At 62.5% G+C, this 20,486-nt stretch carries 17 protein-coding genes; 8 read left to right on the plus strand and 9 right to left on the minus strand.

Annotated elements, in window-relative coordinates:
* Nucleotides 1-63 precede the first annotated feature (63 nt).
* Both JQ641_RS08240 and JQ641_RS08245 read right to left on the minus strand, forming a co-directional pair.
* Nucleotides 64-1,881, minus strand: coding sequence for a putative bifunctional diguanylate cyclase/phosphodiesterase (locus tag JQ641_RS08240; RefSeq protein ID WP_211995479.1), 1,818 nt, complete (start codon nucleotides 1,879-1,881; stop codon nucleotides 64-66).
* Between the two features lie 181 nt (nucleotides 1,882-2,062).
* On the minus strand, nucleotides 2,063-3,040 hold the full coding sequence (locus JQ641_RS08245; protein WP_211995480.1) for a sensor histidine kinase: 978 nt from the start codon (nucleotides 3,038-3,040) through the stop codon (nucleotides 2,063-2,065).
* Nucleotides 3,041-3,222: 182 nt separating this feature from the next.
* On the opposite strand from JQ641_RS08245, the gene JQ641_RS08250 reads away from it, so the two are divergent.
* From JQ641_RS08250 to JQ641_RS08260, 3 genes are all read left to right on the plus strand, one after another.
* Complete coding sequence (locus JQ641_RS08250; RefSeq protein WP_211995481.1) at nucleotides 3,223-4,479, plus strand: serine hydrolase domain-containing protein; 1,257 nt, start codon at nucleotides 3,223-3,225, stop codon at nucleotides 4,477-4,479.
* A 33-nt stretch (nucleotides 4,480-4,512) separates the two neighbouring features.
* A complete protein-coding gene (locus JQ641_RS08255; RefSeq protein ID WP_211995482.1) occupies nucleotides 4,513-5,349 on the plus strand; it encodes an SDR family NAD(P)-dependent oxidoreductase in 837 nt (278 codons plus the stop codon).
* Between the two features lie 150 nt (nucleotides 5,350-5,499).
* Nucleotides 5,500-6,003 carry a cupin domain-containing protein gene (locus JQ641_RS08260; RefSeq protein WP_211995483.1) on the plus strand — a complete coding sequence of 168 codons (504 nt, stop codon included), beginning with the start codon at nucleotides 5,500-5,502 and terminating at the stop codon, nucleotides 6,001-6,003.
* Nucleotides 6,004-6,134: 131 nt separating this feature from the next.
* Here JQ641_RS08260 and JQ641_RS08265 read toward each other — a convergent pair whose 3' ends face one another.
* Nucleotides 6,135-7,511 carry a cytochrome P450 gene (locus JQ641_RS08265; RefSeq protein WP_211995484.1) on the minus strand — a complete coding sequence of 459 codons (1,377 nt, stop codon included), beginning with the start codon at nucleotides 7,509-7,511 and terminating at the stop codon, nucleotides 6,135-6,137.
* Nucleotides 7,512-7,705: 194 nt separating this feature from the next.
* Here JQ641_RS08265 and JQ641_RS08270 point away from each other — a divergent pair, with 194 nt between their 5' ends.
* The gene (locus tag JQ641_RS08270) at nucleotides 7,706-8,521 is read left to right on the plus strand and encodes an SGNH/GDSL hydrolase family protein (RefSeq protein WP_211995485.1); all 816 of its coding nucleotides are present in this window, start codon (nucleotides 7,706-7,708) and stop codon (nucleotides 8,519-8,521) included.
* 167 nt (nucleotides 8,522-8,688) lie between these two features.
* Here JQ641_RS08270 and JQ641_RS08275 read toward each other — a convergent pair whose 3' ends face one another.
* Nucleotides 8,689-9,930: an LLM class flavin-dependent oxidoreductase gene (locus JQ641_RS08275; protein ID WP_211995486.1), complete on the minus strand. Its 1,242-nt coding sequence runs from the start codon at nucleotides 9,928-9,930 to the stop codon at nucleotides 8,689-8,691.
* Nucleotides 9,931-10,169: 239 nt separating this feature from the next.
* On the opposite strand from JQ641_RS08275, the gene JQ641_RS08280 reads away from it, so the two are divergent.
* Nucleotides 10,170-10,832 carry a VOC family protein gene (locus JQ641_RS08280; RefSeq protein WP_249150263.1) on the plus strand — a complete coding sequence of 221 codons (663 nt, stop codon included), beginning with the start codon at nucleotides 10,170-10,172 and terminating at the stop codon, nucleotides 10,830-10,832.
* A 241-nt stretch (nucleotides 10,833-11,073) separates the two neighbouring features.
* On the opposite strand, the gene JQ641_RS08285 is transcribed toward JQ641_RS08280, so the two are convergent.
* Both JQ641_RS08285 and sthA read right to left on the minus strand, forming a co-directional pair.
* Entirely contained in the window at nucleotides 11,074-12,057 is a 984-nt protein-coding gene (locus JQ641_RS08285) for a formylglycine-generating enzyme family protein (protein ID WP_211995487.1), read from the minus strand.
* Nucleotides 12,058-12,249: 192 nt separating this feature from the next.
* The gene (gene sthA / locus JQ641_RS08290) at nucleotides 12,250-13,641 is read right to left on the minus strand and encodes a Si-specific NAD(P)(+) transhydrogenase (protein WP_211995488.1); all 1,392 of its coding nucleotides are present in this window, start codon (nucleotides 13,639-13,641) and stop codon (nucleotides 12,250-12,252) included.
* A gap of 163 nt (nucleotides 13,642-13,804) precedes the next feature.
* Between sthA and JQ641_RS08295 the strand changes: the two genes are divergently transcribed.
* A complete protein-coding gene (locus tag JQ641_RS08295) occupies nucleotides 13,805-15,301 on the plus strand; it encodes an MFS transporter (RefSeq protein ID WP_211995489.1) in 1,497 nt (498 codons plus the stop codon).
* Nucleotides 15,302-15,427: 126 nt separating this feature from the next.
* On the plus strand, nucleotides 15,428-16,669 hold the full coding sequence (locus JQ641_RS08300) for an extracellular catalytic domain type 1 short-chain-length polyhydroxyalkanoate depolymerase (RefSeq protein WP_211995490.1): 1,242 nt from the start codon (nucleotides 15,428-15,430) through the stop codon (nucleotides 16,667-16,669).
* A gap of 26 nt (nucleotides 16,670-16,695) precedes the next feature.
* Here JQ641_RS08300 and JQ641_RS08305 read toward each other — a convergent pair whose 3' ends face one another.
* Both JQ641_RS08305 and JQ641_RS08310 read right to left on the minus strand, forming a co-directional pair.
* Nucleotides 16,696-17,388: an MBL fold metallo-hydrolase gene (locus tag JQ641_RS08305; protein WP_211995491.1), complete on the minus strand. Its 693-nt coding sequence runs from the start codon at nucleotides 17,386-17,388 to the stop codon at nucleotides 16,696-16,698.
* Nucleotides 17,389-17,552: 164 nt separating this feature from the next.
* Complete coding sequence (locus JQ641_RS08310; RefSeq protein WP_211995492.1) at nucleotides 17,553-18,689, minus strand: vWA domain-containing protein; 1,137 nt, start codon at nucleotides 18,687-18,689, stop codon at nucleotides 17,553-17,555.
* A 158-nt stretch (nucleotides 18,690-18,847) separates the two neighbouring features.
* On the opposite strand from JQ641_RS08310, the gene JQ641_RS08315 reads away from it, so the two are divergent.
* The gene (locus JQ641_RS08315) at nucleotides 18,848-19,333 is read left to right on the plus strand and encodes an MmcB family DNA repair protein (RefSeq protein ID WP_211995493.1); all 486 of its coding nucleotides are present in this window, start codon (nucleotides 18,848-18,850) and stop codon (nucleotides 19,331-19,333) included.
* A 192-nt stretch (nucleotides 19,334-19,525) separates the two neighbouring features.
* Here JQ641_RS08315 and JQ641_RS08320 read toward each other — a convergent pair whose 3' ends face one another.
* Nucleotides 19,526-20,383: a 3-hydroxybutyryl-CoA dehydrogenase gene (locus JQ641_RS08320; protein ID WP_192736366.1), complete on the minus strand. Its 858-nt coding sequence runs from the start codon at nucleotides 20,381-20,383 to the stop codon at nucleotides 19,526-19,528.
* Nucleotides 20,384-20,486 lie beyond the last annotated feature (103 nt).

Below are 20,486 nucleotides of genomic sequence, written 5' to 3' on the forward strand. Positions count from 1 at the left end.
GCATGGTGGTGTCTATCTCGTAGTGCAACCAACGGGCTTGGGCGGACACTGGCTCAGGCTGCCTCAGCGGCGATAGCCGCTGGCGCGGGAAAAGGCCGGGCGGGTTTCCTGCGCCGGTCGGCTCGACAGGCTGGCGCGGGTTTCGCTGGCGAGCGGTGCGGCCGGCCTGAGGTCTTCCAGGAAGATCGGCCTGGAGAAGTAATAGCCCTGCGCATAGCGGATCTTGGTGGCGGCCTGCAGATAGGCCAGTTCCTCGAAGGTTTCGAGGCCTTCGGCGACCACCGTCATGCCGAGCGCTTCGCTCAGCGATTCGATCGCCCGCAAAATGCCCTGGCTGCGCGGCCGCAGATGGATATCGGTGATGAAGGAACGATCGATCTTGATTTCGTCGGCGGTGATGTCGGCCAGCGCCGACAGCGACGAATAGCCGATGCCGAAATCGTCGATCGAGATGCCGACGCCGAGTTTGCGGAAGATCGGCAGGATTTCATCCTGGAAATGCGTCTTGGTGACGAAAGCGTCTTCGGTCACCTCGATCATGAAGCGCTTCGGAAATCCGGTGGCCTCCAGCGCCTGCGCGAACGGTCGCATGAATTCGGGATTGCCGGCCTGCTTGGCCGCGACGTTGATGCTGATCGTGGTATCGGGACCGAAGGTCTCGTTGATCAGGTCGATCGACTTGACGATCTCCGCCAGCACCAGATGTGTCAGTTCGTCGATCAACCCCAGTTCGACGGCGAGGTTGATGAAGGTGCCGGGAGCCTGAATCACGCCCTCGTCATCCCTCAGCCGCACCAGCGCTTCGATGCCCGTGACCGCCTTGGTGCGGATATCGACCTTGGTCTGGAACGCACAGCAAAAGCGCTTTTCCAGGATAGCCAGCCGCAGCGATTGTTCGACCTTCATCCGCGCCAGTGCCTCGCGCTCCATGCTGGAGTCGAAGAACGCTGCCCCGCCCTTGGCTCCGTTCTTGACGCGGTACATCGCGATATCGGCGTTCTGGCGCAGCGCGTCGTAGGTCTTGCCGTGCTCGGGATAAAGGCTGACGCCGATCGACGTCGAGGCGAATATCTCCGATTCGTCGATGAAGAACGGCGCCTTCAGCCGTTGCAGCATGAAATGGATGTATTCGGCGACTTCGCTCTCGCTCTGGACCGGATTGAGCAGCAGCATGAACTCGTCGCCGCTGATCCGCGACAGGATGTCGGATTCGCGCAAATCCATGCCCAGCCGCTTGGCCATTTCGACCAGCAAGGTGTCGCCGATCGCGTGGCCGTAATAGTCGTTGATGTGCTTGAAATTATCGACATCGAGAAACGCGAGCGCGAAGTGGCCGTGGACATTGCCGTGTTGCAAATGGCCTTGCTGCAAATGACCCTGGGCGCTGTCGCGCGAAAGCAGCGTGTTGACGCGGTGTTCGATCACCCGCCGGGTCGGCAATCCCGTCAGTTCGTCATAATAGGCCGAGCGGAACAACGCGTCCTCGAACGCCTTTTGTTCGGTGATATCGGCGGAATTCGAGAGCAGCAAATTGCGTCCGGCGATCTGGATCGGCCGGTGTGAGGTGAGAAATACGTGCTTGGCCGGACCTGATGTCACGGCCTCTTCCAGTGTGGCCGCGTGGCCGCTGCGGAGCAATTCGAGACAGGTCTCCTGGCGATCGCTCAATTGCGAGGGTGCAGGCGCTGCCGCGGCCATCTGCAGTAACGCCGCGGCGGCGTCGTTCACCAGCAGGAACTCGCCTTGCTCGTCCTGAACCGTCACGGCGGTCGGAAGCAATCTGAGGATATCCCGCAGAATGCTCAATTCGATATCAAAAGCGCCTTCATTACCGGCGTCATTCGCAGCCGCCTGAAGGTCATGTTTATGGGGACTATGCATGCAGCGGAGCTTGCCAAAGTCCCTTCTAATTTTGGTTAAGTGGAACTGTGAAAAACCGCGACACTCCTACAAGTTGGCGCTTTCGGACCACACGGCCGCAATCGTCATTAACAGAATCTCAATTCGGAATGCGGCCGCTTGCGATAATTGAGAATTGTGCCTTTAGGTTGTGCAACCGCGTTCAGCTCGCGGGGATGCGACACTGCATCGTGCAGTGAACGCCGGTCTTCAGGAAACTGACTTCGGTCCTGCCGTCGAACGAGCGGAGTGCCGATTGCAACAGCTTGGTGCCGAAGCCTGGCGCTCCGATTTTTTCGACCGCGGGCCCCTCGGTTTCGTCCCAGGTGATCTTGAGCCAGGCCACGTTGAGTTTGTCGTCTAACACCGTCCACGACACCTGCAACATGCCATTCGCAGCGGAAAACGCGCCGTACTTGCCGGCATTGGTGGCCAATTCGTGGAAGATCAGCGCCAGGCTGACCGCCAGCTTGGCTGGAAGGAATAGCGGATCGCCGTTCAGGTTGAACCGGACATGGCCGTAAGGCCCGAGTTCGGAGCGCAGCAAGTCCTTGATATCGCAGCCGCTGCCGTCGATCCGTGCGATCAGATCGTCGGTTGCCGACAGTGCGCGGATCCGGTGATCGATGCTGCTCCAGGCCTGCGGTTCTTCGTGCAAGACCTGGTGCAGAACGGCGTGGATCGTCGACGTCTTGTTCTTCAGCCGGTGCTGCAGCTCTTCGACGATCAGTTTGCGGTATTCTTCTTCCTCGATCAGGCGCCTGGCGATCTGCCGCTGTTGCGCGACGAGGGTCCGGTAGTGCTCGACACCCCATATCGTGATGCCGCAGACCGCCCAGAAAATCAGCAGCAAAGCCAGGCGGGCGGAATCGGCCACGGCGTCGCTGAAATTGACGGCGACGCCCAGCGTGCCGCCGGCAAGCGCCGTTGCGATCCCGATCCGGAAACCGCCAAAGGCGGTGGCAAAGAACACAGCCGGAAAATACGGCGTGAAGAACACGTCGGGGCGGATCTGGGCCAGTCCCCACCGCGCCAGGGTCGCCAAGACAAGGCAGCAGACCGCAAAAGCGGTGCTGAACAGCAGTGAGGGCTGGGAAATTCCCTGCCAGCCGCGCCTGAACTCGTCGATCAATTTCGTCATCGGTGTTGTCACTTCACGTGATCAGCGAATCCAAAATAAGGCCGACCCTGACGGAAACCGGGGATTTCGAGCCCGCCGGCGACGATAAGGCGGTTCTGCCATGGCGAAGTCAGCGCGATAAGCTCGCTTGCGTTGTTCCCGGCGGGCGGGAATATTGGCATCAACAAAAACGGGAGGAATGGATGAACCGTCTCATTCGCGCGTTCGGCGCCTCGGCTCTCTTTATCCTTGCAGCGACCGGGAACAGTTGGGCGGACCCGGTCCTCCCCATGGCCGTGACACCCGAAGACGTCGGCCTGTCCTCCAGCCAGCTGGCGCGCATCGAGGCGGTGACCCAGAAATACGTCGAAACCGGGCTGGTGCCGGGCGCCGTGATGCTGGTGGCGCGGCGCGGCAAGATCGCCTGGCACAAGACCATGGGTTTCCGCGACCGCGCGGCGAAAGACCCGATGCGACCGGACTCGATCTTCCGCATCTATTCCATGACCAAGCCGATCGTCTCGGTCGCGGCCATGATGCTGGTCGAGGAGGGAAAGATGCAGGTCAGCGATCCCGTCTCGAAATATATTCCGGAAATCGGCCGCATGAAGGTGGGCAAGGAGACCACCGAGAACGACAAGGCTGTGCTGCAGTTGACCGATCCCGCCCGCGAGATGACGGTGCAGGACCTGTTGCGGCACACCTCCGGGCTGATCTACGGCACGCGCGGCAAATCGCTGATCAATGCGGCCTATATCGAGGCCAGGATCGGCGGCCGTGACGCCAGCAATGAGGAGTTTGTCGCGAAATTATCGAAGCTGCCGCTGCGGTTCTCCCCCGGCGAGCGCTGGGAATACGGGGTGTCGACCGACGTGCTGGGACGCGTGGTCGAAGTCGTCTCGGGCAAGACGCTGGGCGAATTCCTGAACGAGCGCATCCTGACGCCGCTCGGCATGACCGACACCGGCTTCTCGGTGCCATCAGACAAGCTCAATCGCGCCGCCCAGCCCTGGCAAATGCCCGAATCGCCGCCGATGACGCCGCGCTTCGACGTGGCGCAAAAGCCCCGTTTCGAATCCGGCGGTGGCGGCCTCACCAGCACCATGGACGACTATCTGCGCTTTGCGATCATGCTCGCCGATAGCGGCGAATTCGCCGGCAAGCGCCTGCTCGGCAACAAGACCGTCGATTTCATGACGGCGGATCATACTCTGGCGCGGCCGGGCCGGCCGCCGGGGCTGGGTTTTGGTCTTGGCTTCGAGGTTCGCACCAGCGTCGGCGATGCGGCCCTGCCGGGCTCGCTCGGGGAGTATGGCTGGGCCGGCAACGCCGGCACGCTGTTCTGGATCGATCCCAAGGAACAGTTGATCGCGATTTACATGGTGCAGGTCGATGACGGCGTGCGGATCATGCTGCGCAATCAGTTCCGGACCATGGTCCAGTCCGCGATCATCAACTAGGATTTTTTCAGGTTTCGCAAAGGGGATAGTGAAATGGGACGGCTGGACGGCAAGGTCGCGGTGATCACGGGCGCGACCAGCGGCATCGGGCTGCATACGGCGGAAATTTTCGTCGCCGAAGGCGCGAAGATCGTCATCGCCGGACGCCGCGCGCCCGAGGGCGAGGCGCTGGCCAAGAAGCTCGGCGCTGCCTGCATCTTTCGTCAGACCGATGTAACGGTCGAGGAGCAGATGAAGGCGCTGATCGGGCTTTGCGTGGAAAAGTTCGGCAGGATCGATTGTCTGTTCAACAACGCCGGCGGCCCGGCCCAGACCGGCGGCATCGAAAGCCTTGAGGTCGATCGCTTCGACGCGGCGATGGCGACGCTGGTGCGCAGCGTGATGCTCGGCATGAAGCACGCAGCACCCCAGATGCGCAGGCAAGGCTCCGGCAGCATCATCAACAACGGCAGTATCGCAGGAAGGCTTGCCGGCTTCTCGTCATCGATGGTCTACAGCGCGGCCAAGGCCGCCGTCATCCACCTCACCAAATGCACGGCGATGGAGCTCGGCGAATCCAACATCCGCGTCAATTCGATCTCGCCGGGTGCAATCGCGACCGGCATCTTCGGCAAGGCGCTGGGCCTTTCGGTGGAAGCCGCCGAAAAGACCCCTGGTGTGATGCGTGAGGTCTACAAGACCGCGCAGCCGATCCCACGCGCCGGATTGCCTGAGGATATCGCGCATGCCGCGGTGTTCCTCGCCAGCGACGAATCCTCTTTCATCAACGGCCACGATCTCGTGGTCGACGGCGCCATCACGGGCGGCCGCAACTGGAGCCAGCAACAGCAGGGCTATGTCGCGCTGCGCAAGGCATTCGATCAGGGATAGTTATGGGGAGTTAACCGTCATTGCGAGCGAAGCGAAGCAATCCATCGCGCCACAATAGGAAAGAATGGATTGCTTCGCTGCGCTCTCTTGCACAAACGCTTTGCGTTTGTTGCAGGCAATGACGACGAGATAGTGGAAGGGGAAGAAGAAATGTCTGCAACACTCGGTTTGTCACCCGCCAGCCCCCAAGGGCGGCCGTTCTATCTCGCCGTGATCGCCGGGCTCGCCTGCGCCTTCGTGATCGGAAAGACACTGCCATCCACGATGGATGTGATCTCGGCGATCATCGAGCCGCTATGCGCCAGCAGCGCTCCTTCGGGCTCAACGCTCGATACCGTCGAGCCGATCGGCTCGTACGCGCTGCCGAACGTGCCGGGCAAACGGGTGACGATCGTGCGCGTGTTCTACGGGCCCGGCGGGTTCACCCGCGCGCACCGGCATGCCGGCTCGGTCACCGCCTATGTCACCAAGGGCGAAATCCGCTCGCAGCTTGCCGGCGGCGTGGTCGAGACGTTCAAGGTGGGCCAGTCGTTCTTCGAACCGCCCGGTGCTGTGCATCTGGTCTCGGCCAATGCCAGCATGACAGAGCCCGCGGAATTGATCGCGGTATTCGTCGCCGATGAAGGCGCGCAGCTCACGACGTTTGTGGAGTAGCGGCAGAGCGTGGACCGTAGGGTGGGCAAAGGCGCACTTCGCGCCGTGCCCACCATCTATCCAAGACCGTTGCCTCAAGTTGGTGGGCACGCTTCGCTTTGCCCACCCTACGTACTGCACGCGAACGCGTGTCACACCGCCTTCAGCACGACCTTCAGTCCGTCCCGCGGTTTTGGGATCGGCCACATCTGCCAGTCCGGCTTGTAGCCGGGCTCCAGCGAGACGCTGAGATTCTGCAGGAAATGCCGCGCAAAGCATTTCGCCTGCATATAGGCAAAATGCAGCCCGAGGCACATATGCGCTCCGCCGCCGAACGGCACCCAGGCGAAGCGATGACGGTTGCGCTGCGCCTCGTCGGAGAAGCGCATCGGATCGAATCTGTCCGGATCGGGCCAGATATCGGCCATGTGATGGGTGAACAGCGGATTGACGCCGACCAGGGTGCCGGCCGGGATTGCATAGCCCTTGAAGGTGAAATCGCGGACCGCGCGGCGCGGCATCGAGGGCACCGGCGGCTTCTTCCGCAACGCCTCCTTGAACGCCATCTCGCTCAGCGGCATTTTCTCGAGATTGTCGATGCTGGAGGGGTCGTTGGCCTCGATGCCGAGGCCTTTGACTTCCTCGCGCAGCCGCACCTGCCATTCCGGATGCGCGGCAAGCTCGCCGACAAAGGACGTCAACGACGACGTCAGCGTGTCATGCGCCGCCATCATCAGGAAACTCATATGGTCGATGACGTCCTGGGTCGACAGCAGCGCGCCGTCCTCATGGGTGGCGTGGCAAAGTTGCGAGAACAAATCGTCGCCGCCGCCGCGCGCGCGGCGGATCGGAATCTGCTCGGAGAAATAAGCGACGATCCGCTTGCGTCCCGCGACGCCGCGGCCCATCTGCGTGAACGGCAGCGGGCGCCGGATCGGTGCCACGGCCGCCGCCACCATGTCGACAAAGGCGCGCGTGATCTCGTCCACCTCGGGGCCGATCTCGGCGCCGAGAAACGATGTTGCCGCCAGATCGAGCGTGAGCTGCTTCATCGCGGGATAGACCAGCATCTCGCCCGGTTGCGTCTTCCATTGCTTGACGCGCACGGCAATGCCGCGATCGAGATCAGTGAGGTAGGATTTCATCGGTCCCGACTTGAACGCAACCGACAGCGCACGGCGGTGCAAACGATGTTCCTCGAAGTCCAGCAGCATCAGCCCGCGCGGAAACAGCCGGCCCAGGATCGGACCCCAGCCATGGGTGGAGGAAAATTGCTTGGCCTGGTCGAACAGCAGCAGTTCGTTGGCCTCGGGGCCGAGCAGGTTGATGCTGGTCTCGCCAAACACGTGGCTGCGATAGACCGGGCCATATTTGGCGTGCATCCGCTCGACCTGCCCTTTGGGATCGGCGAGCACCTCCAGCGTCTTTCCGATCACCGGCCAGCCTTCGTCGCCAGGTATGTGCTTGAGTGAATTTCGCTTCGGCGGAGTGAAGGGAAGCGCGGGGGAAGCCACATTCTGCATCGACATCGCGATTGCTCCGGTTTGGCTCTGGCCCAGTATGCGTGGGATCATCGGCATAACCAAGGTGAGGAAAATAACGCTTTGTTGCGTCGGTGCAAAGCCGTTAGCCGCCGGTGGCGCGCCGGTTCATCCAAACCGCGCCACAAAGCCGCGGGCCGTGCTAGGATGCGGCAAAATCAAGCCGGGCAGGGAGAACTGATATGTCGAGATTATTGGGTGTGATTGCCGTCACGCTGGCGGCGATCGTCGCCGGACCAATCGCCGTACAGGCACAGACCAGGCCCACCATCACCAGCTTCGGTCCGGATTTCCCCAAGACCGGAATCTTCATCGGCAACAGCTTCTTTTATTACAACAACGGCCTGCCGGGTCATCTGTCGTTGATGGAAAAGGCCGCCGACCCCGAGAACGTGCTGGCCTATCGCAACACCATGGTGACGATCGGCGGTTCCGGCTTCGACTGGCATGATATCGAAAGCTATTTCCGGCCCAAGGCGATCGGCAGCTATTCCTTCGACCCGAACAACAACGTCGTCTTCAACAAGCTCGACCGGCTGTTCGACGTCGCCGTCATGATGGATTGCAGCCAGTGCCCGATCCATCCCACGCTCAAAACCGTGTTCACCGACTATGCGAAGAAGAACAGCACCATCGTGCGCGCCAAGGGCGCCAAGCCCGCGTTCTTCATGTCCTGGGCCTATGCCGACAAGCCGGAGATGACGGCGCAATTGGCCGAGGCCTACACGATTGCCGGCAACGAGAACAACGCGCTGGTGATTCCCGCAGGCCTTGCCTTCGCACTCGCCATCAGCAAGCAGCCCGAGCTCAACCTCTATGCGCCGGACAAGCGCCATCCCTCGCTCGCCGGCACGTATCTCGCAACCTGCGTGGTGTTTGCGTCGCTGACCGGACGCTCGCCGGTCGGCAACCCCTATCTCGCCGGCGTCGATGCGCCGACCGCGAAATTCCTGCAAACCGTGGCGTGGGAAACCGTGCAGAGCTATTACGCGAAGTAACAGGCCAGCCATTACCAAGCTGCCAACCCCGTCATTGCGAGCCACCGGGTCGCGCGAATGCGCGCCCGATGACAGGCTCCGCGAAGCAATCCATCGTGCGGCATAACGGATGGATGGATTGCTTCGTCGCGTTGCTCCTCGCAATGACGGCGAGATAGCGTATCGCCTTACGCCTTGCGCTTCGCGGCTTCCTTCTGCAGGTCCGGCGCGTTGATGGTGGGGATCGCGACCCGTCCGGGGCCGGTGACCGCAAGCGCCGCGGCGGCCTTGTCGTTTTCCATGATCTTGGCCATCACGGCTTGTCCTGCGCGCTCGAACACCGCGCGGTTCTCGACCAGGAATTTCTGCGACTCGCGCAGTCCCTTCACGTAGCCGTTGATCTCCGGGATCACGTAGCGCGCCACCATGTCCCAGCTGCGGCGGGTGTTTTCCGGATTGGCCCAGTCATGCACGAAGCCAACGATGGTGCCGACGCCGCCGGAAACCGCCATCAGGTTCTTGATGGTCTTGATCAGGTCGTCAGGCGTGCCGATGGTGGAAGCGGCGGCTTCGCCGCCCGCGGTTTTCTCAAGCGCGTCCTCGGGTGACGTGAACGGCTCGAGGCCCGGCCGCTGCAGCGTGCCGACATTATATTCGTTGTGCCACTTCATCAGCCCGGGGCCGGCCTCGCGATAGGCCTGTTCGCGGGTCTCGGCGATGTGCCAGCTCAAGAGTACGCGCCAGTCGGCGCGGCTCACGGTGGTGCCGGCCTTCTTGGCGGCGTCTTCCGCAAAGCCCCATTGCGTCGGCAGCGCCATCAGGCCCTGGGTCGACATCGAACCCAGCGAGATGATGCCGATGCCGTATTTGCCTGCCAGCGTCATGCCCGAGGGCGAAATCTGCGACGCCACCACGAACGGCATCTCTTCCTGCAGCGGCAGCAATTGCAGAGCGGCGTCGTTCATCTGAAACCAGTCGCTCTTGGCGGTGACGCGCTCGCCCTTGAACAGGCGCCGGATGACTGCGATCGCTTCGTCCTGGCGGTCGCGCTGCGTCATCGGATCGATGCCGAGCGTATGAGCGTCGGAGGCCAGCGCGCCCGGACCGGAGCCGAAGATGGCGCGGCCGCCGGTCATCCAGTCGAGCTGCACCATGCGCTGCGCGACATTGTAGGGATGGTGATAGGGCAGCGACACCACGCCGGTGCCGAGCTTGATGCGCTTGGTGCGCTCGCCGGCGGCGGCCAGGAACATTTCCGGCGAGGCGATCATCTCCCAGCCCGAGGAATGGTGCTCGCCGCACCAGAACTCGTCGAAGCCGAGCGCGTCGATCTGCTCAACGAAGTCCAGGTCGCGGCGGAACTGCAGCAACGGATTCTCGCCGATCGGATGATGCGGGGCGAGAAAGGCTCCGAATTTGAGGCGCGCCATGGGGTTTTCTCTCCGGATTTATTGTTCTTTGGAATTGCTCAGGTCCAAACTACGGGGTGGGGCAGGGCAAGGCAATCCTCCAAGCCCGCCGCTGGCGCATGGTTGTCGCGCAAGTTTGGCTGACATACCGTCGGCCGGAATTATCAGGATTCCTGCTTGTCGCAGGGATCACCATGAATCGTGGTCTCATCCAATGAATCTGGCGAAACCCCGCATCGACATCGGCTTTGCCACCAACCATGCGCCATCAGCGCTCGCCTTTTTGGCAGAACGAGATCGGGCTGCCGTTCGACCACACGCAGCCGATTCGCCGCGGTTACAAGCAGCATCGCCACGATCTCTGCGGCTCGGTCCTGAAGATCAATCAGGTCTATGAACCGCTGCCGGACAATCCGCCGTCGGGTTACCTCGAACTGCTGATCGCGCGCGATGGCCTCATTGCGCCTCAGCCAATGGCCGATCCCGAAGGCAACCGCGTCGTGCTGGTGCCGCGCGGCATGTACGGCATCGAACGCATCGGCATTCGCCTTGGCGTGCGCGACGTCGCGGCACATCGCCGTTTCTACATGGAGGCGCTGGGCTTACCGCAGGGCGAGGCGAACACGCCCGATGGCGCGCTGACGTTCCTCGCGGGCGATACCGTCTTGATCGTCGCGCCCGCGGCCGACGCGCCGCATGATGCGGCCTTCGAAGGCAAGGGCTGGCGCTACATCACGTTCCAGGTGTTCGAGGTCGATCGCGAGCACGCCCATGTGCTGGCCCATGGCGGCCGCGAAGCGCGCGCGCCGGTGACGCTCGGGACCACGGCGCGGATATCGATGGTGCGCGATCCCGACGGTAACTGGATCGAGCTGTCGCAACGCGCCTCGCTCACCGGTTCGCTCGAGCCTGCGCATTCCTGACGGAAGACGTCATCGTAGTTCTACGGAGGGCGATGCATAAAGGCTTAAGGAACTTTGACTAGGTCTAGCATCAGCATTCCAGAACAGAACGCGAAGGTCCCGGTCCTTCTGTGGCGGTCGAGTCGGGCTCTTCTCTCTAGTCTCCAATGAATCAGCTACCCGCAGGCGGCGCCGTACTCAGCGGCGTCGCCTGTTATTCTATGACCGATCCATCTTGATGGGTGGGCTGATCACCCTTGCCTCACTGCACCGGCACGTTCAGCGATCGCACCACGCGAAAGCTGTAGCCGCCGCCGTCGACGATGCCGTTTTCGCGGTAGCCCGCGCGAACCATGTTGGCCATCCAGTCCCAGGTGCCGCCGCGCAGCATGCGCCGCTGGCAATTGCCCTCGAGCCAGGGCGAGCCGTCGACCGGCGTGTCTTCGTTGTAGCGCTTGTTGAAGCAGTCCTCGGTCCATTCGAACACGTTGCCGTGCACCTGATACAGGCCGAACGGATTGGGCGGATAGGAATCCACCACCACGGGGCCCTTGCTGTCCGTGCCGCGCGGCCCGGCGCCGTAGGGGATCGATGCTTTGTAATTGGCGTCCTGCGCGGTGATGGTGTTGCCGAACCAGAACGGCGTCGAGGTGCCGGCGCGGGTGAAATATTCGCGCTCGGATTCGCTCGGCAGCCGGTAGGTGCGGCCGACCTTCTTCGACAGCCAGGCCAGATAGGATTTCGCGGCCACGAAATTGATGCCCTGCGCCGGCATGCGGCCGCGGCCAAACCCCTTGTCGTCGCCCTTGTCGCGGCCGCAGCCGCCGTCGGCGAGACAGGCGTCCCATTCGTCGAACGAAATGGTGAAGCGGCCGACTGCGAACGGTTTTGCAAGACTGACGCGATGAATCGGGTCCTCGCCCTTGAAGCGGTCCGGCTCGTCCGCGGGCGTGCCCATCATGAACGAGCCCTTCGGCACCACCACCATTTCAGGACAGACATCGCATTCCTTGAAACTGTCCTTTGGAATGAGCGACGCCTCGATCTCGGGCGTCAGCGGCTGGACGCGCTTTTCCGGAAAGATCTGCCGGGGGGCGCGTGGGGGCGGGGTTTGGCCTTCTTCCGCGACCGGTACCGGCGTCTGCATGCCCGGCGGCCACGGCTTTGTTGCCGATGCGACGTCGGTGAATGAAACGACAAGTGCCCCGGCCATCAATGGAAGGAGCAGCTTCGATGCGAAATTCATGGATTATCCCTGGCGAAACGGCAAGCGTCGCTGCTTGGTCGCGCGCTAAGGGATTCGCGTTCAAGGCGAAATTCGTAAGTAACCAAGACCGTCATTGCGAGCGCAGCGAAGCAATCCATGTCACGGCATAACGGATGGATGGATTGCTTCGTCGCTTCGCTTCTCGCAATGACGAAGGGCGTGGTTTGGTATCTACCGCGACATCCGATTCCACGCATCGAGCCCGGCGATTTTGTAGGCTTCCGCCAGCGTCGGGTAATTAAAAGTGTTCTGGATGAAATAGTCGATTGTGCCTTTGAGGTTGAGCACGGCCTGGCCGATATGGATCAGTTCGGTGGCGCCTTCGCCGAGGATGTGCACGCCGAGCAGGCGGCGGGTCTTGGTCGAGAAGATCATCTTCATCATGCCGCTGTTCAGCCCCATGATGTGGCCGCGCGAGGTCTCGCGAAACCGCGCGACGCCGACCTCATAGGGAATGCCGCGCGTGCGCACCTCTTCTTCCGTCAGTCCGGTGGTCGAAATCTCCGGCACCGAATAGATGCCGTAGGGGAAGAATTCCGGTGGCGCCAGCGGCTCCATGCCGAGCGCATGGCAGGCCGCGACCCGGCCTTGCTCCATCGAGGTCGAGGCCAGGCTCGGAAATCCGATCACGTCGCCGGCGGCATAGATATGCGGGACGCAGGTTTGCAGCGTCAAAGGATCGACCGTGATGCGTCCGCGATGATCGACCTCGATCCCGGCCGAGCCGAGATTGAGCCGGTCGGTGGCGCCGACGCGCCCGGCCGCAAATAACAGCATCTCCGTCGTCACGACGCGGCCGTCGGCGAGCTTCGTCTGGATGCCGCCGCCCGCGCTGTGCTCGATCGAGTTCACCGCGGAGCCGAGTCGCAATGCGACGTTGCGGTCGCGCAGCTCGTGCATGAATTCCTCGATCAGTTCCTTGTCGATGAAGTCGAGAAACGTCGGTCGCGGTTCGATCAAGGTCACGGCGACGTCGAGTGCCGAGAAGATGGTGGCGTATTCGACCCCGATCACGCCGGCGCCGATCACGGCGAGGCTGCGCGGCAGTTTCGGCAGGTCGATGATCTCGTCAGAGTCGAACACGGTCTTGCCGTCGAACGGCACGTAATCGGGACGGAACGGTCGCGTGCCGCAGGCAATCAGGATGTGCGCGGCCGTCACGTTGCGGGTTTCGCCGTTCGCCGCCGTCACTTCGATCTGATGCGGGCCGACAAAGCGGCCTTCGCCGGCGGCGGTCCGCACCAAATTGCGGCTGAACTGATGTTCGAGCACCTCGACCTCGTGATCGAGCGTCTTCTGTAGCCGCACGATCAGGTCCTGGGCGGCGATGTCTTGCTTGACCCGGTAGGAGCGGCCGTAAAAGCCGCGCTCGCGCCAGCCGGACAGATTGAGCACGGTCTCGCGCAGGGTTTTGGAGGGGATGGTCCCGGTATGCACGGAAACGCCGCCGACCCGGCGGCCTTTCTCGACCACCAGCACCGATTTGCCGAGCTTGGCGAATTGCACGGCGGCGCGGCGCCCGGAAGGGCCGGACCCGATCACCAGCATGTCATAGTCGTACATCAAGGCCGTCCCGAAGGCGCAAGCGCCTGAAAAAGCTGCAGGAAGCCCGGGTCGCCATGCAGCAATCGGGCCAAATCATCGGGCCCTTACCTCCGGGGTAATCGCTCGCATGACCGAAAGCTGTAACGGATGCGTGCAACAGATTTCGGACAGGCCGCTGCCAATGCACCAGATCGTCACAAACCCCGTCGATAACTCCGTCGATAACTCAGTCGATTCCTGGCGCCGCTGGTGGGTGCTCGCGATCGTGGTATCCGCGCAATTCATGTTCGGGGTCGACGCCTTCATCGTCAACGTCGCGATCCCGACCATTGCGGCCGAGTTGCAGGCGAGCGCAGCGCAGATCGAGGCCGTGATCGCGGTCTATCTGATCGCCTACGCCACGTTGGTGGTCACCGGCGGCCGGCTTGGCGACATCTACGGCACGCGCAACGTGTTCATATCGGGTGTGTTCGGCTTCACCGTCACCTCGCTGTGGTGCGGGCTTGCGCAGTCCGGCCCCGAACTCATCCTGGCGCGGCTGGCGCAGGGTGCCACCGCGGCGCTGATGGTGCCGCAGGTGCTTGCGACCATTCATCTGCTGTTTGCCGATAGCGCGCGCGGCCGCGCCTTTGCCATCTACGGCATCGTGCTGGGACTGGCGGGAGCCGCCGGCTTTCTGCTCGGCGGCATTCTGGTGACATCAGATCTCGCTGGCCTCGGCTGGCGCGCGGTGTTCTTCGTCAACGTGCCGTTTGGCGCGGTTATCATTGCCGCTGCTATGAAGCTGATGCCGGTGGCGCCGCGGCGCGCGGGCACGCGGCTGGATATTCCCGGCGCCATCGTGCTGTTCGCAGGCTTGCTGTGCCTGATCGGCCCGCTGCTGTTCGGTCATGATCTGCACTGGTCGCCATGGGTGTGGCTGGTAATGGCGGCGGGTGTCGCCATCATTGCCGCGTTCCTGCGGCTCGAACGCGCCGTCGCGCGAAACGGCGGCATGCCGCTGATCGATCTTTCGCTGCTGTCGGACCCTGCGTTCATGCGTGGGCTAGCAGCGGTGTTCTTTTTCTTCTTTGCCAATCTGTCGTTCTATCTGGTCATGACCATGTTCATGCAGAAGGCGTTGCAGATTCCACCGCTGCAGGCCGGACTCGTCTTCATCCCGCTGGCGCTGACCTTTGTGATCGCTTCGCGCCACAGCGGCGTGCGCGCAAAGCATCGCGGCACGCTGGTGCTGATCGAGGGCTGCGCGGTGCAGCTCGCCGGCCTTGCCGCGCTGGTGGCTGTGATCGAATGGGTCAGCGCGCCATCAGCCATTGTACTGGCGTTGGTGCTGACGATCTTCGGCTACGGCCAGGGATTGGTGATGGCGCCGTTGTCGAGCGCGGTGCTATCGACCGTAAAACCTTCGAGTGCGGGCGCGGGCTCCGGCATGTACGGCACCATCGCGCAGATCGCCAACGCTGCCGGTGTCGCCGCGATCGGCGCGGTGTTCTTTGCGATCGAAGCCGCGGGCGCGGCGCGACCGGCGCTCTTTGTCGCGTGCGCGCTGTTCGCGTTGTCGATCATGGCATGTGCCGCATTCCTGACATGGATGCGGCGCGCGACCTCGGGATCGCGGCTCGCGACTCCGGGATCGCGGCTCGCGACTCCGGGATCGCGGCGCGCGACTCCGGGATGACAAATTAACGTCGATAACGAAAATTCAATTCTGGGGAACGACAGTGCACGGTCTTTTTATTTTGCACCGCAGCAACTATCTGTTTGGTGTGTCGTTAGCTGAACGACCCTCCCCAGGAGCTGCAGTTTGTCCCTCGTCAAGAACGTCGAATTCCTGCGCCATTTTCCGAAGCTGAACGCCTTCAGTGGCTTGGCCGGGCATGGCAGGAGCGCTGGGCCCAGCCCACTGGTGGAAATTAACGAATTCGGCTCGAATCCGGGCGCGCTCCGGATGTTCTCGTTCGTACCGGAGCACCTCTCGCCTGCACCGGCGCTGGTTGTCGTGCTGCATGGCTGCGGCCAGACCGCGGCCGGCTACGATCTCGGCACCGGCTGGTCGACGCTGGCGACGCGCTACGGCTTTGCCTTGTTGATGCCCGAACAACAGGCATCGAACAACGGCAACACCTGTTTCAACTGGTTTAATCCGGAAGACATTTCGCGCGATGGTGGTGAAGCCGGTTCAATCCGGCAAATGATCGCGCGGATGGTCGGCGATCACAACATCGATTCACGCCGCATCTATGTGACAGGGCTTTCCGCCGGTGGCGCCATGACCTCGGTGATGCTCGCGACCTATCCGGAGGTGTTCGCGGGCGGCGCCGTCATTGCGGGCCTTCCTTTCGGCATTGCCAGCAATGTGCGCGAAGCGCTGAGCGGCATGATGCAGTCGCCGTCGCGTCCCGCGAGCGAACTGGGCGACCTCGTGCGCAACGCTTCCACGCACAAGGGCCCGTGGCCGAAATTGTCGGTGTGGCACGGCAGCGCCGATCGCACCGTGAACCCGGCCAATGCCGATGAGATCGTCAAGCAGTGGCTCGATCTGCACGGGATGCCGCATGAGCCGATGTCGTCAGGTGAAGTCGATGGCCATCCCCGTGACGTCTGGTGGAATGCCGATGGCGAGACCATCGTCGAATCCTACACCATTACCGACATGGCCCACGGCACGCCGCTTGGCATCAGCGGCAATGATGAACCGTATGGCGCGGAAGGCGCGTTCCTGATCGAGGCGGGAATTTCGTCGTCCTATCATATCGCGAATTTCTTCGGCCTGACGGAGCGGATTCGCGCGCCCAAGGTCGAACAGAAGACCGTGTCCAAGAGCATGTCAAAGACCCCCGCAAAGGCGCCTACGGGAGTTGCGCGCGAGCGCGCCATCGCGATGACCGTTCCAGTGCCCGCGCCGGAGCCGGATCTGGCGAAAGTACTATGGCCGCGCGCCAAGCCCGTGCATCAAGCCAAGCCGGAACAGGCCTCGCGCCGTCGCGGCATCGATGTCGGCGGCGTCATCACCCGCGCGCTGACGGCCGCCGGGTTGATGAAGTAGCGCAGCCTCACGCAATTAGTTGCGACTCACATCTCGCCGGTGAGGAACGGATTGGTCAGCCGCTCCTGGCCGAGGCTGGAGCCGGCGCCATGGCCGCAGACGAAGCCGACGTCGTCGCCGAGCGGCAACAGCTTTTCCCTGATCGAACTGATCAGCGTGGCATGGCTGCCGCCGGGCAGGTCGGTGCGCCCGACTGAACCGGCGAACAAGACGTCGCCGACATGGGCGAAGCGCAATTCCTTGTTGTAGAACACCACGCTGCCCGGTGAATGGCCGGGGCAATGCAGGATGTCGAAGGTCAGATCGCCGATCGAGACCTGATCGCCCTCGTCGAGCCAACGGTCCGGCCCGAAATTGCGCACGTTCGTCATGCCGAAGCGCTCGCCGCTCGAGACGACATTGTCGAGCAGATATTTGTCGGCGATGTGCGGCCCTTCGATCTTCACACCCAGCGCGTCGCGCAGTTCGGCCGCACCGCCGACATGGTCGATATGGCCATGGGTGAGCCAGATCTTCTCGACCGTGACGCCGGTCTGCTGGATCGCAGCCTGAATTTTTGGCACGTCCCCGCCGGGGTCGATCACCACGGCCTTCTTCGAAGGTTCGTGCCAGATGATGGTGCAGTTCTGCTCGAACAGCGTCACCGGAACGATGATCGCGCCGGCCTTCGGCGGAGTTTCATTCTGGTCTTGATTTTGGTTCTGGTTTTCCTGGGTCATGGCGGCAGATTGCCGATTTTTGACCTCTCGCCAAGCAAAAGATTTGGCCAAAAGATTCGGCAAGCCTAAATCGGTTGCTGGCATCCCACCCAAGGCCTGCCGTCCCGGCCCGGTGCGCGATGGCACCAGGCCGCGACGACCCGCCAGGGGTTATGGTGCCGGCTTTACCGCTTGATCTGCGCCTTCAGCGTATCCTCGACCACGCGGTCGAACGAAGACGCCTTCGGCGGCGCCTTGGCGCGCGCCTCGGCGACATATCTGTCGCGCTTCGCCACCAATGCGCCGAGTTTGTCGTTGAGCGCCTTGCGTTGGCTCATCTGCTTGTTGACTTCATCCATGCGCTGCTCGGGCTTCATGGCACGTAGATTGTCCGGCAGGTCTTCCTCCTTGATCGAGGAAAAGCTGCTGCGGCCAGCCGAAACGTCGGCGACCAGATCGCCGTCGCCGGTGACGGCTTCCGACGTCGCCTTGGAACGCTTGTTGATGTAGCTCGCCATTTCAGACGCCTGCGAGGGCGCTGCCGCGGCGACCTGCGACAATTGCTTTGTCTTGTCCTCGGTGCGCTTCTGCATCGCCCGCGGTCCATAGGGGATCACGGTGCCGTTGATTTCGCGCTGCAGGATGATGATGTCCTCGTCGTACGGCGTTTCGATCACGACCACCTGTCCGCCGTCCTGCGGAATCGGAATGAAGCGGCCGTTGCCGTTCTGGGCGATGTCGCGCCACACCCGTTCGGTGTCGGCGGCGTTGCCGGCGAGCACCGCGTTGACGATGATGTCCTTCTGTTTCGCCACTTTCAGCGTCACCGGATATTTGGTGTCCTGCGCGTAGTCCATGTGCGGCGGCGCATCGCCGACCAGGAACACGATCCGCCTGACGTCGCCGCCGTCGGTCCATTGCATCTTGTTGACGGCGATATCGAGCGCCTCGTTGACGCTTTCCGGCCAGTCGCCGCCGCCACGGGCCTTCAACTCCAGGAGATTTGCGTAGAGATCCTGGATGTCGCGCGTGAGCTCGATCTTCCTGGTCACGTAGTCATCGCCGATGTCGCGGTAGGCGACGAGGCCCATACGGATCTCGGCGTCGGGATTGGAATCGACGATCGCGGTCGCGATCGACCAGATCTTGCGCTTGGCGCCTTCGATCAGGCCGCCCATCGAGCCCGTGGTGTCCAGAACGAACGCGACTTCGACCGTGGGCTTGGCGATGGCCTGCGACAGGCCGGCGGAAAGGGGTAGGGTAGCGAGAGCGAATGCAAGTGAGCGAAGCGTGATGCCGTGAGCCCTGAAGCGTTGCTTCATGGTTTCTCCTCCATGTGTTCCGTCCCTCGGAACCCAGGTTCCCTCGGCTTCGCGGTGGCGTGTGGTCCAAATCAAGGCGCCTTGGGTACGAATTTGCGGCGCATTCCGCGCCGCACCCCCGGATGGCGATCGCCGCGGAATCGGATAGGCTAGGGACCATGGAATCGCCCGCCCGCCAGGTCAGCCTCGTACCGCCGCCGGACCGCCGCCAGTCCGAGACCGCGCTCGCGATCGCGCGCGGCACCGCCAGGATGCTGCGAACACTGGGTTTTTCCTGCATCAGCGAATTGCCTTTGCCGTCCGGCCGGCGCGCCGATCTGGTGGCGCTGAACGAGAAAAGCGAGATATGGATCGTCGAGATCAAGTCGTCGGTGGAGGATTTGCGCGCCGACCAGAAATGGCAGGACTACCGGATGCATTGCGACCGGCTGTTCTTTGCCTTCACGCAGGATCTGCCGTGCGAGATTTTCCCTGAGGGCACCGGCCTGATTGTTGCCGATGCCTATGGCGCCCATCTGCACTGCGAGGCGCCCGAGCATCGCCTGTCCGCGCCGACCCGCAAACTGATGACGGTGCGGTTCGCGATGGCCGCGGCGCAACGGATCAACCGGCTGGTCGATCCGCAGGGACATTCGGAGTTTTAGCGGACGATCGGGTTAGGTTAGGGGAGGAGTGGAGCACTTCTCCCTCGCCCCGCTCTTGCGGGGAGAGGGTCGGGGTGAGGGGGTCTCTCCTCCATTTCGATCTATCGATGGACCTGTACCCCCTCACCCGGATTGCTTCGCAATCCGACCTCTCCCCGCAAGCGGGGCGAGGTAAGAAAAGGAAGCTCCGCTCTACGCGGACTTGCCGTAATTATAGAATCCCTTGCCGGTCTTGCGGCCGAGATGGCCGGCGGCGACCATTTCCTTCAGCAGCGGCGCGGGCCGGTATTTCGGGTCGTTGAAGCCTTCATAGAACACCTCCATGACGGACAGCATGGTGTCGAGGCCGACCATGTCGGCCAGCGCCAGCGGACCGATCGGATGGTTGCAACCGAGCTTCATGCCGGCGTCGAGATCCTCGGCGGTGGCGATGCCTTCCTGCAGCGCAAAGATCGCCTCATTGATCATCGGGCACAGGATGCGGTTGACCGCAAAGCCCGGGCTGTTTTTCGCCGTGATCGGCACCTTGCCGACGCGCTTTGCAAATTCTTCAGCCAGGGCGTGGGTGTCGTCAGACGTCTGCAAACCGCGGATCAACTCCAGCAGCGCCATCAGCGGCACCGGGTTGAAGAAGTGCATGCCGATGAAACGGTCCGGACGGTCGGTCGCCGCGGCCAGTTTCGTGATCGAGATCGAGGAAGTGTTGGTCGCGACGATCGCGCGCGGGTTCAGCGTCGCGCAAAGGTCTTTCAGGATCTTGATCTTCAAATCCTCCCGCTCGGTCGCGGCCTCGATCACGAGGTCGCAATTGGCAAGCTTTGAATTGTCCGTCGTCGCGGTGATGCGCGCCAACGCGGCTTGCCGGTCGGCATCGGTCATCTTCTGCTTGTTGACGAGGCGCTCCAGGCTGCCGGTCAGCGTCGCCATCCCCCGCGCCACCGCGGCATCCGAAATGTCGATCATCGTCACCTTCAGCCCCGCCGCGGCACAGACCTGCGCGATGCCGTTACCCATCGTACCCGCCCCGATGATGCCAATTGTTTCAATCATAGCTTAGTGCCTCCATTGCTGAACGCCGGTACCCCAGGGATGCCGGCCTGCTTCAATCGCCGTTGATGACTCTCGTTAGCAGAGCGCGGCGCTCATCGGTAGC

Origin of the sequence: Bradyrhizobium sp. JYMT SZCCT0180 (assembly GCF_018130165.1) — a bacterium.
GTDB lineage: Bacteria > Pseudomonadota > Alphaproteobacteria > Rhizobiales > Xanthobacteraceae > Bradyrhizobium.

What these genes read in the sequence shown, in the direction of transcription:
- JQ641_RS08260 (WP_211995483.1), top strand. Translation starts at nt 5,500, where the DNA reads ATGTCTGCAACACTCGGTTTGTCACCCGCCAGCCCCCAAGGGCGGCCG.
- JQ641_RS08280 (WP_249150263.1), top strand. Translation starts at nt 10,170, where the DNA reads ATGCGCCATCAGCGCTCGCCTTTTTGGCAGAACGAGATCGGGCTGCCG.
- JQ641_RS08315 (WP_211995493.1), top strand. Translation starts at nt 18,848, where the DNA reads ATGGAATCGCCCGCCCGCCAGGTCAGCCTCGTACCGCCGCCGGACCGC.
- JQ641_RS08275 (WP_211995486.1), bottom strand. Translation starts at nt 9,930, where the DNA reads ATGGCGCGCCTCAAATTCGGAGCCTTTCTCGCCCCGCATCATCCGATC.
- JQ641_RS08265 (WP_211995484.1), bottom strand. Translation starts at nt 7,511, where the DNA reads ATGTCGATGCAGAATGTGGCTTCCCCCGCGCTTCCCTTCACTCCGCCG.
- JQ641_RS08285 (WP_211995487.1), bottom strand. Translation starts at nt 12,057, where the DNA reads ATGAATTTCGCATCGAAGCTGCTCCTTCCATTGATGGCCGGGGCACTT.
- JQ641_RS08240 (WP_211995479.1), bottom strand. Translation starts at nt 1,881, where the DNA reads ATGCATAGTCCCCATAAACATGACCTTCAGGCGGCTGCGAATGACGCC.
- JQ641_RS08270 (WP_211995485.1), top strand. Translation starts at nt 7,706, where the DNA reads ATGTCGAGATTATTGGGTGTGATTGCCGTCACGCTGGCGGCGATCGTC.
- JQ641_RS08320 (WP_192736366.1), bottom strand. Translation starts at nt 20,383, where the DNA reads ATGATTGAAACAATTGGCATCATCGGGGCGGGTACGATGGGTAACGGC.
- sthA (WP_211995488.1), bottom strand. Translation starts at nt 13,641, where the DNA reads ATGTACGACTATGACATGCTGGTGATCGGGTCCGGCCCTTCCGGGCGC.
- JQ641_RS08245 (WP_211995480.1), bottom strand. Translation starts at nt 3,040, where the DNA reads ATGACGAAATTGATCGACGAGTTCAGGCGCGGCTGGCAGGGAATTTCC.
- JQ641_RS08295 (WP_211995489.1), top strand. Translation starts at nt 13,805, where the DNA reads ATGCACCAGATCGTCACAAACCCCGTCGATAACTCCGTCGATAACTCA.
- JQ641_RS08305 (WP_211995491.1), bottom strand. Translation starts at nt 17,388, where the DNA reads ATGACCCAGGAAAACCAGAACCAAAATCAAGACCAGAATGAAACTCCG.
- JQ641_RS08250 (WP_211995481.1), top strand. Translation starts at nt 3,223, where the DNA reads ATGAACCGTCTCATTCGCGCGTTCGGCGCCTCGGCTCTCTTTATCCTT.
- JQ641_RS08310 (WP_211995492.1), bottom strand. Translation starts at nt 18,689, where the DNA reads ATGAAGCAACGCTTCAGGGCTCACGGCATCACGCTTCGCTCACTTGCA.
- JQ641_RS08255 (WP_211995482.1), top strand. Translation starts at nt 4,513, where the DNA reads ATGGGACGGCTGGACGGCAAGGTCGCGGTGATCACGGGCGCGACCAGC.